The organism is Shouchella miscanthi, from assembly GCF_007725405.1.
Taxonomy (GTDB): domain Bacteria; phylum Bacillota; class Bacilli; order Bacillales; family Bacillaceae_D; genus Shouchella; species Shouchella hunanensis.
Map to the genome: position 1 here is coordinate 2,635,118 of NZ_CP042163.1, position 16,594 is coordinate 2,651,711.

Sequence of the window (16,594 nt, forward strand, 5' to 3'; positions counted from 1 at the left end):
ATTTGAATACAAAGTTCTGCACCTTCAAAAAAAGAAAAAGTACAGTGTTGTACTTTTTCTTTGCTATTTTTCTAGACTCAGCCATTCTTGTCTATATTCATCTAATAACGCTTTACTATCATTAATCTTGTCACTATCTTCCGCCACTAGTGCATCATACAATGTCATTAATTGGTAATCGATTTCAAGGCGCAAGACGGACAAACGATTTTCAGGTTCAAATGAATGAAAGGACGGAAGAACTTGTTTCATCTGCGACTCTCCTTTTGTACATAAGGTACATGTTTTTAATTTTCAGATATTATAACATAAAATGGCTGTATCGACTAGTAATTTCTTAAAATCACTAACAATTGATCTTTCAGAAAAAATTCGCTAAGCTTACGGTAAAGATGATAAAAGGAGCCTTTCTCATGACAAAAGTCGGTTTTTCTACTGAAGATTTTAAAACATTTACAATAGAGGGGCTAGAACCCCGTATGGAAGCGATTCGTTCTTCGATCCAGCCAAAATTTCAGCTTATCGGTGAAGAACTTCGTTTGTATATCGAAACGTTACTTAATCAAGATATGCATTTGCACATCGCTCAACATGCAAGACGGACAACAAATCCACCAAAAGACACTTGGCTCGCGGTTGCAGCAAATAAACGTGGTTACAAAAAGCACCCTCATTTTCAAGTAGGTTTATTTGACGATCACCTCTTTGTTTGGCTTGCTTACATTTATGAACTACCAGGTAAACAAGACATTGCAAAACTCTTTCTTGAAAATGAACACGACATTAAGGAGACGGTTCCCAATTCTTATATGGTGTCTCTTGACCATACAAAGAAACAGGCTGAACCATTTCAAACTCTTGACCTTACCGCCTCACTTGAGCGTTTTCGAGACGTAAAAAAAGCAGAGTGGCTTGTCGGCCGTCACTTCTCTGCTACTGACCCCCTTGTACAAGATGGAGAAGCACTTATGAATGAACTGAAAAGTACAGTACAAACACTGCTTCCTCTCTACAAGCTGTCGTACACAGCGCTTCAATGATCCCTTTCGCTTTGTTTTGTCAGGATGACACGTTTAAAAGACATCGGCTTAGTAGCCGATGTCTTTTCTTCTAGCGAAACGAATAAGCACTACATATTAAGTACATGCACAGATGCTGTTAACCAGCTAAGTTGGTCAAGTTCGAACGGTCCCATCTTGCTCATTTGCCTGCTTTACCACCTTATAGCAAGATAAGCCTAATTGCTCATCTATTTCTTTAAACAGCTGTTTCTCTTCTGCTTTTGACGGGACGACACGTTTAAAAGCTTGGTAAGCACTTTGGAGCACACGAGCATCTACGCCCTTTTCTTGGGTTTGTGCAATGAGATCAAAAAACTCCGCTACTACAACAATTTCTTCCTGACTCCATTCATAACGAATTGGAATATTCATTCTTTCTCACCCTTTCAATTTTTCAATAGGCAAATCTGGATTCATTTGCTATACTCTTCTTGTTTGCGTAAATCAGAAACGCATACGTGCATAAGAAATGAGGTGTTCGTTTCATGGAACTTGATCAACAAAAAACGCCATTATTCACAGGGCTTAAACAATATGCAAGTAAAAACCCAACGCCATTTCACATTCCAGGTCATAAAAAAGGTCAGGGAATGGACCCTTCCTATCGGGAATTTATAGGTGACAATGCGTTGTCAATTGATTTAATTAATATAGCACCTCTTGATGACCTTCATCATCCACATGGCTTTATCCATGAAGCTCAGCAACTCGCTGCTCATGCTTTCGGTGCAGATTATACCTTTTTTTCTGTTCAAGGCACAAGCGGTGCGATTATGACGATGATTATGAGCGTATGCAAACCAGGAGACAAAATTATTGTTCCCCGTAACGTTCATAAATCCATTATGTCTGCCATTATTTTTTCTGGAGCGCTTCCGATTTTCGTTCACCCAGTAATCGATCGAACTCATGGCATTGCTCACGGTGTTACGACTGAATCCATTCAACGGGCGATTGAAGCCCACCCGGACGCTAAAGCCGTTCTCGTTATAAATCCAACCTATTATGGTTTTACATGTGATTTAAAAGAAATTGTAGCTATTGCTCATGCCGCTGCTATCCCAGTTCTTGTTGACGAAGCACATGGGGTTCATACTCATTTTTCCAAACAACTACCTATCAGTGCTATGGAAGCAGGCGCTGACATGGCAGCAACGAGTGTTCATAAGCTTGGAGGGTCTCTGACACAGAGCTCCGTTTTAAATGTAAAATCTGGACTTGTCTCAGTTGATCATACCACTGCCATTATGAGCATGTTAACGACCACGTCCACATCTTATATCTTACTTGCCTCACTAGATGCTGCCCGTAAGCATCTAGCAATAGAAGGCGAAAAAGAACTTAAACGAGTCATTGCTTTAGCTCATTCTGCTCGTAAACAATTAAATGAAATAAATGGACTTCATTGCATTGGCGAAGAGTGTTTAACGTCCTCCGCTACGTTTGCCCATGATCCTACTAAGCTGTTCATTTCTTTAAATGAACTCTCGATTAGTGGCTACGAAGCGGAAGTGTGGTTACGGGACCGTTACGGTATTGAAGTAGAACTGTCCGATTTATACAATATTCTCTGCATTATCACGCTAGGCGATGATCAATCAAAAATTGATCTATTAATAAAAGCTATGACCGAACTTGCTGCGTCTTTTCAACAGACAGACAAACAATCCATTTCCTTGTCTGTAAAAGTTCCGGATATTCCAACTCTCGCCATTTCACCCCGTGATGCATTTTATTCACAAACGGAATTTGTTTCATTTGATCAATCAGCCGGGCGCATCATTGCGGAATTTATTATGGTTTATCCACCTGGGATTCCAATCCTTAGTCCAGGAGAATTAATCACGCAAGAAAATCTGGAGTACGTAAAAGAAAATATGGAAGCAGGCTTACCTGTACAAGGCCCGGAAGATCAAACGCTTGCTTTTCTAAAGGTTATTAAGGAACAGTCTGCTATTCAATAAAAAACAACGTAGCGCAAGCGCTACGTTGTTTTGTTATTTATTTTTGAGAAGAAGCTTTTGCGGTTTTGGATTCACAGTGCGTACAGTTTGATACAGAATAAAGACGGCTCACTTTCTCTCCCTCAAAGTGTCCCAACGCCTGACTGCAAACTTGACAAATAAATGTTCCCACCATACATCCTCCTCGTAATTTGTAATCGCTTACGTTTTCGTATTTCTATAATAGTATGTATTATTATAGTCGTCAAGGGGTAATTAGTGTGACATAATTATTTTTAAATGTTGACATATTTATAGATTTAATCGCATACACTTAACCTTTAGGCATTATTTTGATCAGGACATACTGTTTAATCCGTTTGTAATTTTTTTATGTATTCGCTAGCAATCATTTAGCTTTTATCTATTCTTTTTATTAAAAAGCTCCCACTACATGAGTAGTGGGAGCTTTTCTTTTCATTTCAATTGATCTGGATCAACAAGTCCATACCCTTTATCACGTAAACCGTTCACAATCTCTTCAAGACCATCATTTGTCCACTCACGGTCATGCATTAATAGATTTCCACCATTGCCTAGCTCTGGCGCATTCACCATAATATCTGCAATCGATTCCGCAGTCATATAGTTACTATCCCAATCATATCCATACGTCCAGTTCATTAACGTCATGCCTTCTTCTTCAACGAGCTCTTTTGTATAATCGGTATTCACCCCAAATGGTGCTCGAAAAAATCTTGGACGTTCTCCAATGATTTCTTCTATCCGATCATTTAAGCCAACAATTTCTTCTCTTTGCTGCTCTTCTGAAATCTCACCTAAATTAGGATGGGACATCGTATGATTCCCAATTTCAAAGCCCATCTCATGAATTTGCACTAATTGCTCTGCTTTTTCGTCTGTATTAATAAAATGCCCGTTTACAAAAAAGATCGCTGGAGCATCTAACTCTTTTAACGTTTCCGCCATTTCAACTCCATGCTTGTCTGGTGCATCATCTATTGTTAATAAGACAACTTCCGGGTCTGCTTCAGTTCCTTCCATCGGTTCAACTGTCCACATAGTTGGATTAATCTCATAAACAACCTCAACGTCTTCACTCTCAGGCTCTTCTAAAGCCTCGTTTTCTTCTTCATCCTCTTGCACTTCATCAACTGTTTCATTGTCTTCTACTTGTTCATTCTCATCTGCATTGGTATTTTCAGTCGAGCCTTCCTCATTTGAACCGCAAGCCGAAAGTGCGATTAAACTTACAGCAGGTACCAAAAGCCACTTCTTCATATCATGGACCCCTCTCAACAATATCTTGTCCCATCGTAACATTTTCTTCCTTATTTCGACAGCATAAAAAGGGGAAAGATAAATTTTCATCAAATCGTCAAATGCATAAAATAATTTTCTTCTCTTATACTAAAAAGGCGTTTATGACTAGCTGTGACAGGGTACTAATAATTGTTGTTACAATCAAGGCTACTGGCACATTAAAAAAATGTATGCTATGATTTTGTCTTGCTTAAAAATGAAATTTCTTTGGAAAGGTAGACAATCACTATGAAGCAAACAACGTCCGTATTTTATATTTCAGTCATTGTTGCACTTGCATTCATTTTTTGGGGTGTTGTTTTTCCAGAAAATATGTTAAGTGTAACCGAAAGTATTCAAGGATTTATATCAACTGAGCTTGGATGGTTTTATTTACTTTCAGCAACGTTCTATGTAGCTGTCGGTATTTACCTAATCGTAAGCCCATTCGGCAGTATCCGCTTAGGGAAACCTGATGAGAAACCAGAATATACATATTTAACTTGGTTCGCATTTCTATTTACTGCTGGTATGGGAATTGGACTTGTCTTTTGGGGGTCCGCAGAGCCATTATCTCACTATTTCACACCTGCCTCTGCTGATCCAGCTACACAGCAAGCCGCAGCTGAAGCGATGCGCTATTCCATTTTTCACTGGGGCATCCACCCTTGGGCCATCTATGCTGTTGTCGCGTTAACCCTTGCTTATTTCCAATATCGAAAAGATGAACCAGCACTCTTTAGTTCAACCTTTCGCCCCCTAATTGGACACCGTGTTACTGGTCCAATCGGGAAAACGATTGACGTTTTTGTTGTTTTTGCAACGATCTTTGGAACAGCTACATCCTTAGGATTCGGAGCTGCACAAATTACAGCAGGTCTTATTTATTTATTCCCATCTCTAGAAAATATCAACTACAATTTATTTCAAATTGTCGTGATTGTCATTGTAACCATCCTCTTCTCAATATCGGCTATGACTGGAATTGATAAAGGGATTCGAATCTTAAGTAATCTGAATGTACGTCTTGCCATTTTACTGATGGCTTTTGTACTTCTACTTGGACCCACTAGCTATATTATGGGTGTGTTCACACAAGGTATCGGAAGCTATGTACAAAACTTCTTTGGTATGAGCTTTAGTATGGATGTTTATGATCCAGAGTCTTCTTGGGTACAAGACTGGACATTATTCTACTGGGCTTGGTGGATTTCTTGGTCACCATTTGTCGGGGCGTTTATTGCGCGGGTCTCCCGCGGAAGAACCATCCGCGAATTCGTCATTGGCGTTATTGCATTGCCTTCACTTTTTGGGGCATTTTGGTTTAGCGTATTCGGTGGTTCAAGTATCTACTTTGAAAATCGCGGTGGCGGCCTTTATGAGCAAATGGACGCAGGCGGCACGGAAATGGCTTTATTTGCTTTACTTGAACAATTTCCACTCACCTTCTTTGTTGCATTAATTACCGTTCTATTAATTGCATCCTTTTTTATAACATCAGCGGACTCAGCAACTGTTGTACTAGGTATGCAAACAACCGGTGGTAATTTAAATCCTCCAAATGCGGTAAAATTAATTTGGGGTCTGATTATTGCTGGTACAGCTGGCGTACTCCTCGTGACAAGTGAAGAAGGTTTAGATGCGCTACAAACCGCATCCATTATCGGGGCGTTTCCATTTGCGATTATTATCATCCTCATGATTGTTTCGCTATTTAAGGAACTACGAAATGAAAAAGAAACGTTGAATGTTAACCGAGAACGATTACGCCAAGAACGTCTTGCACTGCGTAACGATCGCGAGCGTGTTAAACGTGAACAGCAACTATTAAAAAAAGAACGTCGTCGTCTTCAAAAGAACAATGACGAGATGGAATCGAGCAAGAAAAAGAAAGACTAGTTTCGGAAAACGAGCCGTCTTAAAAGATCATATTCTTGATCTTTTAAGACGGCTTTTTCTATGTATGCATCATTGCTTTTAGGCATCGTATAACATAAACTCCCGCTCTTTTCTCTTCCTTATCTAAATCGTAACGAGCCAGATAATTTGACGTTTTTTTCCTACAGTTGTTGGGTAAAGAGTAAAAATGGAAATGATTGATAAAGGAGTCTGGGAGAATGAAGACACATCACCTCTTATTTGCTATCTCGTTTAGCGCCATCATCCTTTTAATTATTCTGACATCGACTTCTTTTTTAACGAGTGGAAAATCCCATTCGATTGCCCATGACGAAATAACCCTCATTTTATTCTCGGATACAAATCAGCTTTCTAATGAGCGTAATTATTATCGTGCTATTCAGTATTCACAAGAGAAAGAAGGCTTTTCTTTTCAAGAATTTATTTTTAAAGATTCTACGGATACGCGCTCCATTTCTTATTACAATATAGAAAACTTTCCAAGCTTACTCATCTATAAAGGGGAAAAGGAGCTATTACGGATATCTGGTAAACAAGATCTTGAACAGCTTGTTTTCGCTATTACCGATGCCGTAACAAAGTAAAAAGATAAGTCCCATCACTTATCTTTTTACCCCTTTAGCTTATGCTTTTGAGTCAAACGCGTCCCGTAAGCCATCACCGATGAAATTAATAGCCAATACGGTGAACAAGATGCATAATCCCGGTGGTAGCCACGCTTCCGGATTATTACGCAACAATCGAACGCTCTGTGCTTCCGTTAACATATTCCCCCACGTTGGTGTTGGTTGTGGTATGCCAAACCCAATAAAACTTAAAGCAGATTCCGCTACAATCATTGTGGCCATAATAATGGTGGCACTCACAATAATTGGGCCAACAGCATTTGGAAGAAAATGTTTTCGAATAATTCGAGCATCCGAACAACCAATGCTTCTCGCACTTAACACGTATTCTTTTTCACGGATTGACATAAACGTCCCTCGAAGGATCCGACAAATTTGCGGCCAAGAGGTAATAGCGATGACCATTATAAAGATCGGAACCGTCGTTCGCTCAAGAATAGCCACAATCGTCATAAACAATAAAATGAACGGGAAGATTAAAACAATATCCGTCATGCGCATAATAAGAGAATCTACTTTTCCCCCATAATAACCGGCGATCGATCCTAGCGTTCCCCCAATAAGAACCGTAAACAACATCGCAAAAAATCCAACGGTAAGAGAGATTCTTGCTCCATAAACAAGTCTAGAAAAATTATCCCGACCTGACCCATCTGTCCCCAACCAATTCTCACTGTCCGCTCTCGCTTCAATTTTTGTTAATTGTGAAGCAGTTGGGTCATGAGTGGCGATCACATCAGCAAAAATAGCGATGACAATCATGATACTTAAAAACACAATTCCTACGATTGCTAATTTATTTTTTCGGAAACGGCGGAAGGCAAGCCTCGTCGGACTTACACTTTTTTCCTCAGTTAAATTCGGCAGTGTAGGGGCAATATCAGGTGTTTCGTTTAATCTCGGTTCCATTCTTCACTCACCTCAATCAAGTCGAATACGCGGATCAATGACCGCATAAAAAATATCCGCCAATAAATTTCCTACTAAAACAGATAACCCAATGAGTAAATTCACTGCCATAATAACAGGATAATCTCGATTAGACATACCAGACAAGAACAGTGTCCCTATTCCAGGATAATTAAATACCGTTTCAACAATAAACGCACCACTTAACAGCATGCCAATTTCCATTCCGAGCAAAGTCACAATCGGGATCATCGCATTGCGTAACGTATGCTTGTACAAAACAGAATTTGCTCCAATTCCCTTTGCACGTGCCGTCCGAATAAAATCACTGCCCTTTATATCAAGCATTTCCGATCTCATGTAGCGCATAAAGATCGCCGTACTTGAAAGACCGAGTGTGACACCAGGTAAAACAAGATGTTGAATTCGACTAATAAAGGCTTCAAAACCTGTTAAACCCGGAGAGCCAATCGATCCTTGTGTTGGAAACCACCCAAGCCCAAACGAAAATACATAGATAGCTAATAACCCTGCGAAAAAGTTTGGCGTTGCTAACCCTACAAACGCAAATGAAGTCGCTGCGTAATCTAATACAGAGTATTTTTTTCTTGCTGAGTAAATTCCGATTGGAACTGAAACGATTAACGTTACAAATAAAGCAAATGCTCCTAAATAAAACGTATTCCCCAAACGCTGTGAAATTAATTCGCTAACAGAGCGTCCTGTAAAATGGGTTGACATACCTAAATCACCCGTTGCCGCTCTTCTGAGCCAATTCCAGTATTGAATATGTATCGGATCATTTAATCCTAATGCAGCTCGCCGTTCCTCAATAACTTCTCGTGGTGTATTTGGATCAATTGCTTCTCCACTCAAAGCATCTCCAGGCGCCAAATAGGCAAACAAGAAAACAATGACAGTAAGGAAAAAAACCATTGGGATAAATTGTATAATGCGCCTTAAAATAAATTTGAGCACGTAGGCCACCTCTTTTTTAAACCAAAATGAAAGAAAGTTGAAGCAGCTTAGTAAAGCTGCTTCACTCCATAACGTTATTCTGAAAGATACCATTCATGAGTATCGTCTTTAAACGTGAACGGCTTAATGGTTAGGCCTTGGACACGGTTGTTAAAAACATGGATTTCACTTTCAGCGTAAAGTGGTACTGTATATGCGTTATCGATATAGAGCTGAGCCCACTCTCCATATTTTTCTCGTCTAAATTCTTGATTATCAAATGCTAATTCAGGATCAACCGCTTCTTCTAGTAGCTCTTCTTGTGCTTCATCATAGAAACGAGAATAGTTATAACCTGCCGTACCACCATTGATTGGCCACGGATCTGGGTCACCTGATGATAGAGACCAGCCTGCTAAAAATAAATCTAAATCATTATCATTTTGCTCAATGAGATCAAAATGCGCTGGCGCCTCACGTGGTGTATTTAAGTTTACTTGAATACCAACTGCTTCTAATTGTTCCTTGATGACAGGCGCTACCTGTTCCCGAACTGGGTTTCCAACTGGGTAATCCACATTAATGACAAGATCATTCCCATCTGGATCTTCTACAAAACCATCACCGTCTACATCTTCGTAGCCAGCATCAGCAAGTTTTTGTTCTGCTAATTCTGGGTCATATGCTAGCCCTTCAACAGCATCTGGGTTATACGCCCATGATGCTTCAGGGAACGGCGCATCTAGCACTTCACCATGTCCACGTAAAAATCCATCAACAAAGGACTGACGATCAATCGCATGCACAATCGCTTGTCTAAACTCAACATCTTGAAGCTTTTCATTTGGCTCCCAACTATCACGGTCCGTTAATTGATCATTTGGCCCATGGTTCACCTTAAATCCAAGATACTGGTAACCGAGTTGTGGTTGTTCTTCAATTGTTAATGAATCGTTTCCTTCGATTGTCGCAACATCGGCTGCCGGGAAGTCTCGTGGAACATAATCAAGTTCTCCTTGTTCAAGCATTCCAGCTGCTACAGATGCTGAAACAATATTCCATGTAATCGATTCAAGTTTAGGAGCACCTAAATAATAATCTTCATTCGCTGTTAATACATACTGCTCATTCTCTAAAGCCTCTGTTAATTGAAATGGACCTGTTCCAATAATTTCACCTGGGTTAATAGAGGCGCTATGAGAAGCCATATCCCCAACTTCCACATCTGCAAACACATGCTCTGGAAGAATCGCCATAGCTGTGTCCGCTAATGCTTTTACACTAGGCGTATCAAAAATAAACTTAACCGTGTATTCATCGACTTTTTCTACTCCAGCAAACGTATCCGCTTCACCGTTTACATACTCCTCATAGCCAGTAAGTGTATTGACATAGTTTTGTCTAATTCCACCAGCTCCGGCATAATCAGGATCAGCCATAGCGGTAAAGGTAAACACCACATCATCCGCAGTAAAATCTTCTCCATCATGCCATTTCACATCTTCACGCAAGTAATAGGTTAATTCTGTATTGTCATCGTTAAATTCCCAGTCTTCTGCTAGCTCTGGAATAAATTCAAATTCTTCATTTTGCTGTACAAGGCTTTCATGGGTAATGTCTAATATATGAGCATCGTATAAGGACGTATAAAAAATCGGGTTAAATAAGTTGTCAGGTGGTGAAAACATGGCTAAGTTTACATTTCCACCTTCAACTTCCCCTGTCTCTCCGCCTTCGCTACCCTCATCATCTGTACTTGTATCTGTATCTCCACCATTACAAGCGACGAGCGCAGTGGCAAAAACGGCTGTTGCTAAAAATGTGTAAAACGGCTTCTTTTTCATTCATCTTCCCCCTAATTTTTTCATTCACATTCTGGTAAGACGTTCATATGTAGAAGCCTCACCCCCTCTAAAAAGTTCAATTTATTCGCTTTTTTCTGTATATAAGTGACAAGCAACAAAGTGTTCTGGCTTGTACTCAACTAAATCAGGTCTTTCTTGTTTGCATCGATCATGTACGTGCGGACATCTCGTATGAAACGCACAGCCTACTGGCGGGTTTGCAGGACTTGGCAGTTCACCTGTCAACGTAATTTTTTCCTTCTTTTGCGTGACGTCAGTGGAAGGTACAGCTGAAATTAATGCCTCAGTGTACGGATGCAACTTCCCCTCATACAGATCTTTTTTCGTGGCCACTTCAACAATACGACCTAAATACATAACGGCCACTCTAGTACTAATATGCTTTACGACACTTAAATCATGGGCGATAAATATGTATGTAAGCTTAAATTCATCTTGTAAGTCTTTCATTAAATTTAATACTTGTGATTGAATGGATACATCTAAAGCAGAAACAGGTTCATCCCCTATAATGAGGCTAGGTTTTGTACTTAACGCTCTTGCAATTCCAATACGTTGCCTTTGTCCCCCTGAAAATTCATGTGGGTATTTATCGTATGACTGCTTTGGAAGTCCAACAGTTTCCAGTAATTCTTCTGCTCTTTTCTTTCGCTCCGCTTTCGTCGTTACTGTTTTATGAACCAAAAGAGGTTCTTCTATTAATTCACCTATGCTCATTCTTGGGTTTAGCGAAGCGTATGGATCTTGGAACACCATTTGCATATCTCGACGAAACGGTCTTAATTTTCGATTTGAGATACCAGAAATTTTCTCTCCTTTGTAAAAAACATCACCGTGAGTTTGGTTTTGAAGCTGTAAAAGGATTCTTCCTAATGTTGATTTTCCTGAACCTGACTCTCCAACAATACCGAGAGATTCACCTTCATATATTTTTAAAGAAATTCCATCTACTGCCTTTATATGTCCAACGGTACGTTTTATGACACCTTGTTTAATCGGAAAGTACATCTGTATGTCTTTCGCTTCTATTAGTACATCCTTCATGAATGAACCTCTCTCTCTTGAAGACGTTGCTCGTTAGGTGTTAAAGAGCCTTCTTTATACATAAGACATCGAACTTTACGCGCCCCCTCAGTCTTAACTAATTCCGGCAATACGTCGGCACAAACATCGGTTGCATAATCGCATCTTGATGCGAATCGACAGCCAGAAGGGAATTGGTGCGCTGGTGGTACCATTCCTCTTATCGCCTCTAGACGTTCCTTATCATCCTCTAAATTCGGCATACTTTTTAACAAACCTTGAGTATACGGGTGACTTGGGTTTGTAAACAATTCATAAGCAGGAGCCTCTTCCACAATTTGCCCCCCATACATCACAAGTACCCGGTCAGCTGTTTCCGCTACGACTCCTAGATCATGAGTAATTAATAAAATAGAAGATTGAAACTCATTTTTCACTTTAATCATTAGGTCTAAGATTTGCTGTTGAATGGTTACATCTAAAGCAGTTGTAGGCTCGTCTGCAATTAAAAGCTTCGGATTACAAGACATAGCCATGGCAATCATGACACGCTGTCTCATCCCTCCAGAAAGTTGATGTGGGAATTCAGTTAAGCTTTCTTCTGCTCTACTAAAACCAACAAGCTTTAATAGCTCGATTGCACGCTCTCTCGCCTGATTTTTCGATACATTCGTATGCTTCCTGATTGTCTCAATAATCTGATTTCCTACTGAAAACACAGGGTTTAAAGATGTCATTGGTTCTTGGAAAATCATCGCAATGTCTTTCCCGCGGAACTTGTCTAGTTTTTTGGCAGACAATGTATTTAAGTCAGTTCCGTTTAACGTAATAGTGCCAGTCACTTTTCCTGGTGTATCGACTAAACCCATAATAGACATGGACGTCATACTTTTTCCACTACCCGATTCTCCTACTAAGGCGACAACTTCATTCTGGTCAATGTGGAAACTAACGTCATCTACAGCTTTAACGAGACGATGCTTGTTTACTTGAAAATAGGTTTTAACATTCTTCAGCTCTAGTAACGGCTTTCCCATCTTTACCTCCGTTAATTTAATTTGCTAATTTTTTGATAATTATAGCACAAAATAAACATTTGCCAATCCTTTTTTGATAGGATTTCTTACATTATTTTATTTACGCGTAAAAAACCCCTTATATGATAAGAAATCACATAAGGGGCAACTTTTTATTACATTGTGTGAATCGGTGTTCCAAGCGCTACTTCCGCTGTTTCCATCGTAATCTCTCCAAGAGAAGGGTGAGCATGAATGGTAAGAGCAATATCTTCTGCAGTCATACCAGCTTCAATCGCAAGACCTACTTCAGCAATCATATCTGAAGCATTCGGGCCAGCAATTTGAGCACCGATTACTAAGCCATCTTCTTTACGCGTAACAAGCTTCATGAAGCCATCTGTGTCATTAAGAGACAGAGCACGTCCATTTGCTGCAAATGGGAATTTCGACGCTTTTGCATCGTAACCAGCTTCTTTTGCTTCCGCTTCTGTATAACCAACTGTTGCAAGCTCTGGCTCAGAGAAACATACCGCTGGAATAGCAAGGTAATCAATTTCAGACGCTTCGCCACTAATCGCTTCTGCAGCAATTTTCGCTTCATAAGATGCTTTATGTGCAAGCGCTGGACCAGGAACAATATCACCGATCGCATAAATGTTTTTCACATTTGTACGACATTGCTTATCAATCTTAACAAGTCCACGATCAGTCATTTCAACGCCAATACCTTCAAGGCCCAGTTCGTCTGTATTAGGTGTACGACCAACTGTAACAAGTACATAATCCGCTTCAATAACCGTTTCTTCACCTTTTACTTCTGCTGTTACTTTAACACCTTTATTTGTTTCTTCCACACCTTTAGCCATTGCTTCAGTGTGGAATGTTACATGATTAGCTTTTAATTTCTTTTCAACAAGTTTCGCCATTTGTTTCTCGAAACCAGGCAAAATTTGTTTCGATCCTTCAAGTACAGTGATTTCAGTACCAAGGTTAGCATATGCACCTGTTAGCTCAATACCGATATAACCGCCACCAATAACAACCATTTTCTTTGGTACTTCTTTTAGTGCAAGAGCACCTGTTGAATTGATCACACGATCTGTGTACTTAAATGATGGAATTTCAATTGGACGTGAACCTGTCGCGATAATACAGTTCTTGAACTTGTATGTGCTTGAGTTCTTTTCGTCCATAATTTTAACGGAATCTTCTCCAGAGAAATATGCTTCCCCACGAATAATTTCCACTTTATTTCCTTTTAAAAGTCCTTCAACGCCTCCTGTTAATTTCTTAACAACAGAACCTTTCCACTCTTGGACTTTGTCGAAGTTAACTGTTACATTTTCAGCAACAATTCCCATGTCTTCAGAAGATTTTGCTTGGTGTGCACGATGACCTGCTTGAATTAATGCTTTTGAAGGAATACATCCAACGTTTAAACAAGCGCCACCCATGCTATCTTTTTCTACAATAGTTACTTTCTGTCCAAGTTGCGCTGCGCGAATAGCTGCAACGTAGCCTCCTGGACCAGAACCAATTACGAGCGTATCTACTTCTTGTGCGAAATCTCCTACAACCATGTCTTACCCCTCCATCAATAGTAATTGTGGGTCATTAAGCAATCGCTTAATTTGATTTAAAGCGCTTTGTGCCGTTACACCATCAATTAAACGGTGATCGTAGCTAATTGATAGTGATAACATTGTACCCACAACAATTTCGCCATCTTTTACGACTGGCTTCTCTTCAATTCGACCAATCCCAAGAATCATTACTTCTGGGTGGTTAATTACTGGTGTGAACCATTGTCCACTTGCAGAACCAAGGTTTGAAATTGTTGCTGATCCACCTTGCATTTCCGCACTTGAAAGCTTTCCATCACGGGCTTTTACTGCTAGCTCATTAATTTCATCTGCCAATTGGAAGATTGATTTACGGTCTGCGTCTTTAACAACTGGAACGACTAAACCTTGCTCTGTGTCTGCTGCAATTCCGATGTTAAAGTACTTTTTGTAAACAATTTCGCCTGCTTCATCATCGATGGATGCATTTAATGCAGGATACTTACGAATCGCTGACGTTAATGCTTTTACAACGTAAGGAAGATACGTTAATTTCGTACCTTGATCAGCTGCAACTTGCTTGTACTGCTTACGGTGAGCAACAAGTGCTGTTACATCAATTTCATCAAGATGCGTTACGTGAGGCGCTGTCTGCTTCGACTTCACCATTGCTTTTGCAATTGCTTTACGGATTCCTTTAAGCGGTACACGCTCTTCTCGTTGTTCGCTAGAAGCTGCTGGTGCAGATGTTGTTGTTTTCGCTTCTTTTTCTTCACTTTGATCCGCTGATGAAGTTGTCTCTTCACTTTGATCACCAGATAAGAATGCGTCAATGTCTTCTTTCACAACACGTCCATTTTTTCCTGAACCTTTAACGCTTGAAATGGTAACACCTTTCTCACGTGCGTACTTACGAACCGATGGCATTGCAATAACACGAGCACCGTCGCTTGATTCTGTATCAGCTGATTCAGAAGCTTTTTCTTCTGTTTTCTCAGCAGACGCAGTTTCTGATTTTTCTTCTTTAGCAGACTCATCGCTTCCGTTTTCTTCCTCGCCATCATCTTCAGAACCGTCATCAATAACTAAAATAACGTCTCCAACATAGCTTGTTGTACCTTCGTCTACTTTTACCTCAAGTACTTTACCATCAACTGGCGATGGCAGTTCCACTACAGATTTGTCGTTTTGCACTTCAAGAAGAATATCATCCTCTTTAACTTCGTCGCCTTCTTTGACAAACCATTTTACAATTTCGCCTTCATGGATTCCTTCGCCCACTTCTGGCAGTTTATATTTATAAGCCACGGCTAAGCGCCTCCTTCATTATAACTCGAATTTAATCTCTATAAAAGAAAGAACGACCTAGTTTTCGACTAGCTTCGTTTCTTTCTTGAAATTTTTCTTAGAAGTTTATTACTTCTTTTGCTTTTTCTACGATAATGGCTGGGTTTGGTAACCAAGCATCTTCAACCGCTGCGAATGGATAAACCGTATCAGGTGATGTTACACGAAGAACAGGTGCTTCTAAAGAAAGGATCGCACGCTCTGTAATTTCAGCAACAATTTGAGAAGCGATTCCCGCTTGTTTTTGTGCTTCTTGTACAACAATTGCACGATTCGTTTTTTCAACAGACGCAATGACGGTTTCCACATCAAACGGGCTAACTGTCATTAAGTCAATTACTTCTGCTTCAACGCCTTCTTCAGCAAGTTCCTCTGCTGCTTTCATTGAAGCTTGTACCATTGCTCCATAAGCGATGATGGTAATATCTTTTCCTTCACGCTTAATATCTGCTTTTCCAAGCTCAATCGTGTATTCTTCTTCCGGTACATCTTGACGGAACGAACGATACAATTTCATGTGCTCAAGGAATACAACAGGATCGTTATCACGAATCGCTGAGATTAATAACCCTTTTGCATCGTATGGATTAGAAGGAATAACCACTTTAAGACCTGGAGTTTGCGCCATTAATCCTTCTAAAGAATCAGCGTGCATTTCAGGTGTTTTTACGCCTCCACCAAATGGTGAACGTACAGTAACTGGCATTGTTTGCTTGTTACCTGAACGGTAGCGCCAACGAGACATTTGACCAGCAATAGAATCAAATACTTCGAATACGAATCCAAAGAATTGAATTTCCATAACCGGACGGTGTCCAGTAAGTGCAAGACCAATTGCTAGTCCACCAATACCAGACTCTGCTAATGGTGTATCAAACACACGATCTTCACCAAATTCTTTTTGTAAACCTTCTGTTACACGGAAAACGCCGCCGTTTTGACCGACATCTTCACCAAAAACGAGTACATCTTCATTTTTGTTAAGCTCATTACGCATGGCATCCGTAATCGCTTGTGCCATTGTCCAATTACCCATGGG

The 16,594-nt window shown here is 40.1% G+C and carries 16 protein-coding genes; 4 read left to right on the forward strand and 12 right to left on the reverse strand.

What is annotated here, in order from left to right; all coding sequences use genetic code 11:
* Window positions 1-63 precede the first annotated feature (63 nt).
* On the reverse strand, window positions 64-252 hold the full coding sequence (locus FPV17_RS13260) for a YkzI domain-containing protein (protein WP_144559226.1): 189 nt from the start codon (window positions 250-252) through the stop codon (window positions 64-66).
* Window positions 253-413: 161 nt separating this feature from the next.
* On the opposite strand from FPV17_RS13260, the gene FPV17_RS13265 reads away from it, so the two are divergent.
* Window positions 414-1,040 (forward strand): DUF1054 domain-containing protein, encoded by a 627-nt coding sequence (locus tag FPV17_RS13265; protein WP_035398502.1) that lies wholly within the window; start codon window positions 414-416, stop codon window positions 1,038-1,040.
* 135 nt (window positions 1,041-1,175) lie between these two features.
* Here the strand turns inward: FPV17_RS13265 and FPV17_RS13270 are convergent, their stop codons facing one another.
* The gene (locus tag FPV17_RS13270; protein ID WP_035398505.1) at window positions 1,176-1,433 is read right to left on the reverse strand and encodes a UPF0223 family protein; all 258 of its coding nucleotides are present in this window, start codon (window positions 1,431-1,433) and stop codon (window positions 1,176-1,178) included.
* A gap of 113 nt (window positions 1,434-1,546) precedes the next feature.
* Here FPV17_RS13270 and FPV17_RS13275 point away from each other — a divergent pair, with 113 nt between their 5' ends.
* Window positions 1,547-3,025, forward strand: coding sequence for an aminotransferase class I/II-fold pyridoxal phosphate-dependent enzyme (locus tag FPV17_RS13275; protein ID WP_144559227.1), 1,479 nt, complete (start codon window positions 1,547-1,549; stop codon window positions 3,023-3,025).
* Between the two features lie 37 nt (window positions 3,026-3,062).
* Here FPV17_RS13275 and FPV17_RS13280 read toward each other — a convergent pair whose 3' ends face one another.
* Window positions 3,063-3,200 (reverse strand): GapA-binding peptide SR1P, encoded by a 138-nt coding sequence (locus FPV17_RS13280; RefSeq protein WP_412766065.1) that lies wholly within the window; start codon window positions 3,198-3,200, stop codon window positions 3,063-3,065.
* A gap of 281 nt (window positions 3,201-3,481) precedes the next feature.
* A complete protein-coding gene (locus tag FPV17_RS13285; protein ID WP_035398507.1) occupies window positions 3,482-4,306 on the reverse strand; it encodes a polysaccharide deacetylase family protein in 825 nt (274 codons plus the stop codon).
* A 270-nt stretch (window positions 4,307-4,576) separates the two neighbouring features.
* Between FPV17_RS13285 and FPV17_RS13290 the strand changes: the two genes are divergently transcribed.
* Entirely contained in the window at window positions 4,577-6,226 is a 1,650-nt protein-coding gene (locus FPV17_RS13290; RefSeq protein WP_144559228.1) for a glycine betaine uptake BCCT transporter, read from the forward strand.
* Between the two features lie 218 nt (window positions 6,227-6,444).
* Window positions 6,445-6,831 (forward strand): thioredoxin domain-containing protein, encoded by a 387-nt coding sequence (locus FPV17_RS13295; RefSeq protein ID WP_035398756.1) that lies wholly within the window; start codon window positions 6,445-6,447, stop codon window positions 6,829-6,831.
* A gap of 39 nt (window positions 6,832-6,870) precedes the next feature.
* Here the strand turns inward: FPV17_RS13295 and opp4C are convergent, their stop codons facing one another.
* The 8 genes from opp4C to FPV17_RS13335 all read right to left on the reverse strand — a co-directional run bounded on the left by opp4C (window position 6,871) and on the right by FPV17_RS13335 (window position 16,591).
* Window positions 6,871-7,782 carry an oligopeptide ABC transporter permease gene (opp4C, locus tag FPV17_RS13300; protein ID WP_035398754.1) on the reverse strand — a complete coding sequence of 304 codons (912 nt, stop codon included), beginning with the start codon at window positions 7,780-7,782 and terminating at the stop codon, window positions 6,871-6,873.
* Between the two features lie 12 nt (window positions 7,783-7,794).
* Window positions 7,795-8,760: an ABC transporter permease gene (locus FPV17_RS13305; RefSeq protein ID WP_144559229.1), complete on the reverse strand. Its 966-nt coding sequence runs from the start codon at window positions 8,758-8,760 to the stop codon at window positions 7,795-7,797.
* A 74-nt stretch (window positions 8,761-8,834) separates the two neighbouring features.
* Window positions 8,835-10,583 (reverse strand): peptide-binding protein, encoded by a 1,749-nt coding sequence (locus FPV17_RS13310; RefSeq protein ID WP_060703930.1) that lies wholly within the window; start codon window positions 10,581-10,583, stop codon window positions 8,835-8,837.
* Window positions 10,584-10,664: 81 nt separating this feature from the next.
* The gene (locus FPV17_RS13315; protein WP_035398753.1) at window positions 10,665-11,648 is read right to left on the reverse strand and encodes an ABC transporter ATP-binding protein; all 984 of its coding nucleotides are present in this window, start codon (window positions 11,646-11,648) and stop codon (window positions 10,665-10,667) included.
* Window positions 11,645-12,664: an ABC transporter ATP-binding protein gene (locus FPV17_RS13320; protein WP_144559230.1), complete on the reverse strand. Its 1,020-nt coding sequence runs from the start codon at window positions 12,662-12,664 to the stop codon at window positions 11,645-11,647. Before FPV17_RS13320 ends, FPV17_RS13315 begins: the two co-directional genes overlap by 4 nt.
* Before the next feature lie 155 nt (window positions 12,665-12,819).
* On the reverse strand, window positions 12,820-14,226 hold the full coding sequence (gene lpdA / locus FPV17_RS13325; protein WP_035398752.1) for a dihydrolipoyl dehydrogenase: 1,407 nt from the start codon (window positions 14,224-14,226) through the stop codon (window positions 12,820-12,822).
* Between the two features lie 3 nt (window positions 14,227-14,229).
* Window positions 14,230-15,516, reverse strand: coding sequence for a dihydrolipoamide acetyltransferase family protein (locus tag FPV17_RS13330; RefSeq protein WP_144559231.1), 1,287 nt, complete (start codon window positions 15,514-15,516; stop codon window positions 14,230-14,232).
* Between the two features lie 97 nt (window positions 15,517-15,613).
* The gene (locus FPV17_RS13335; RefSeq protein WP_035395840.1) at window positions 15,614-16,591 is read right to left on the reverse strand and encodes an alpha-ketoacid dehydrogenase subunit beta; all 978 of its coding nucleotides are present in this window, start codon (window positions 16,589-16,591) and stop codon (window positions 15,614-15,616) included.
* Window positions 16,592-16,594 lie beyond the last annotated feature (3 nt).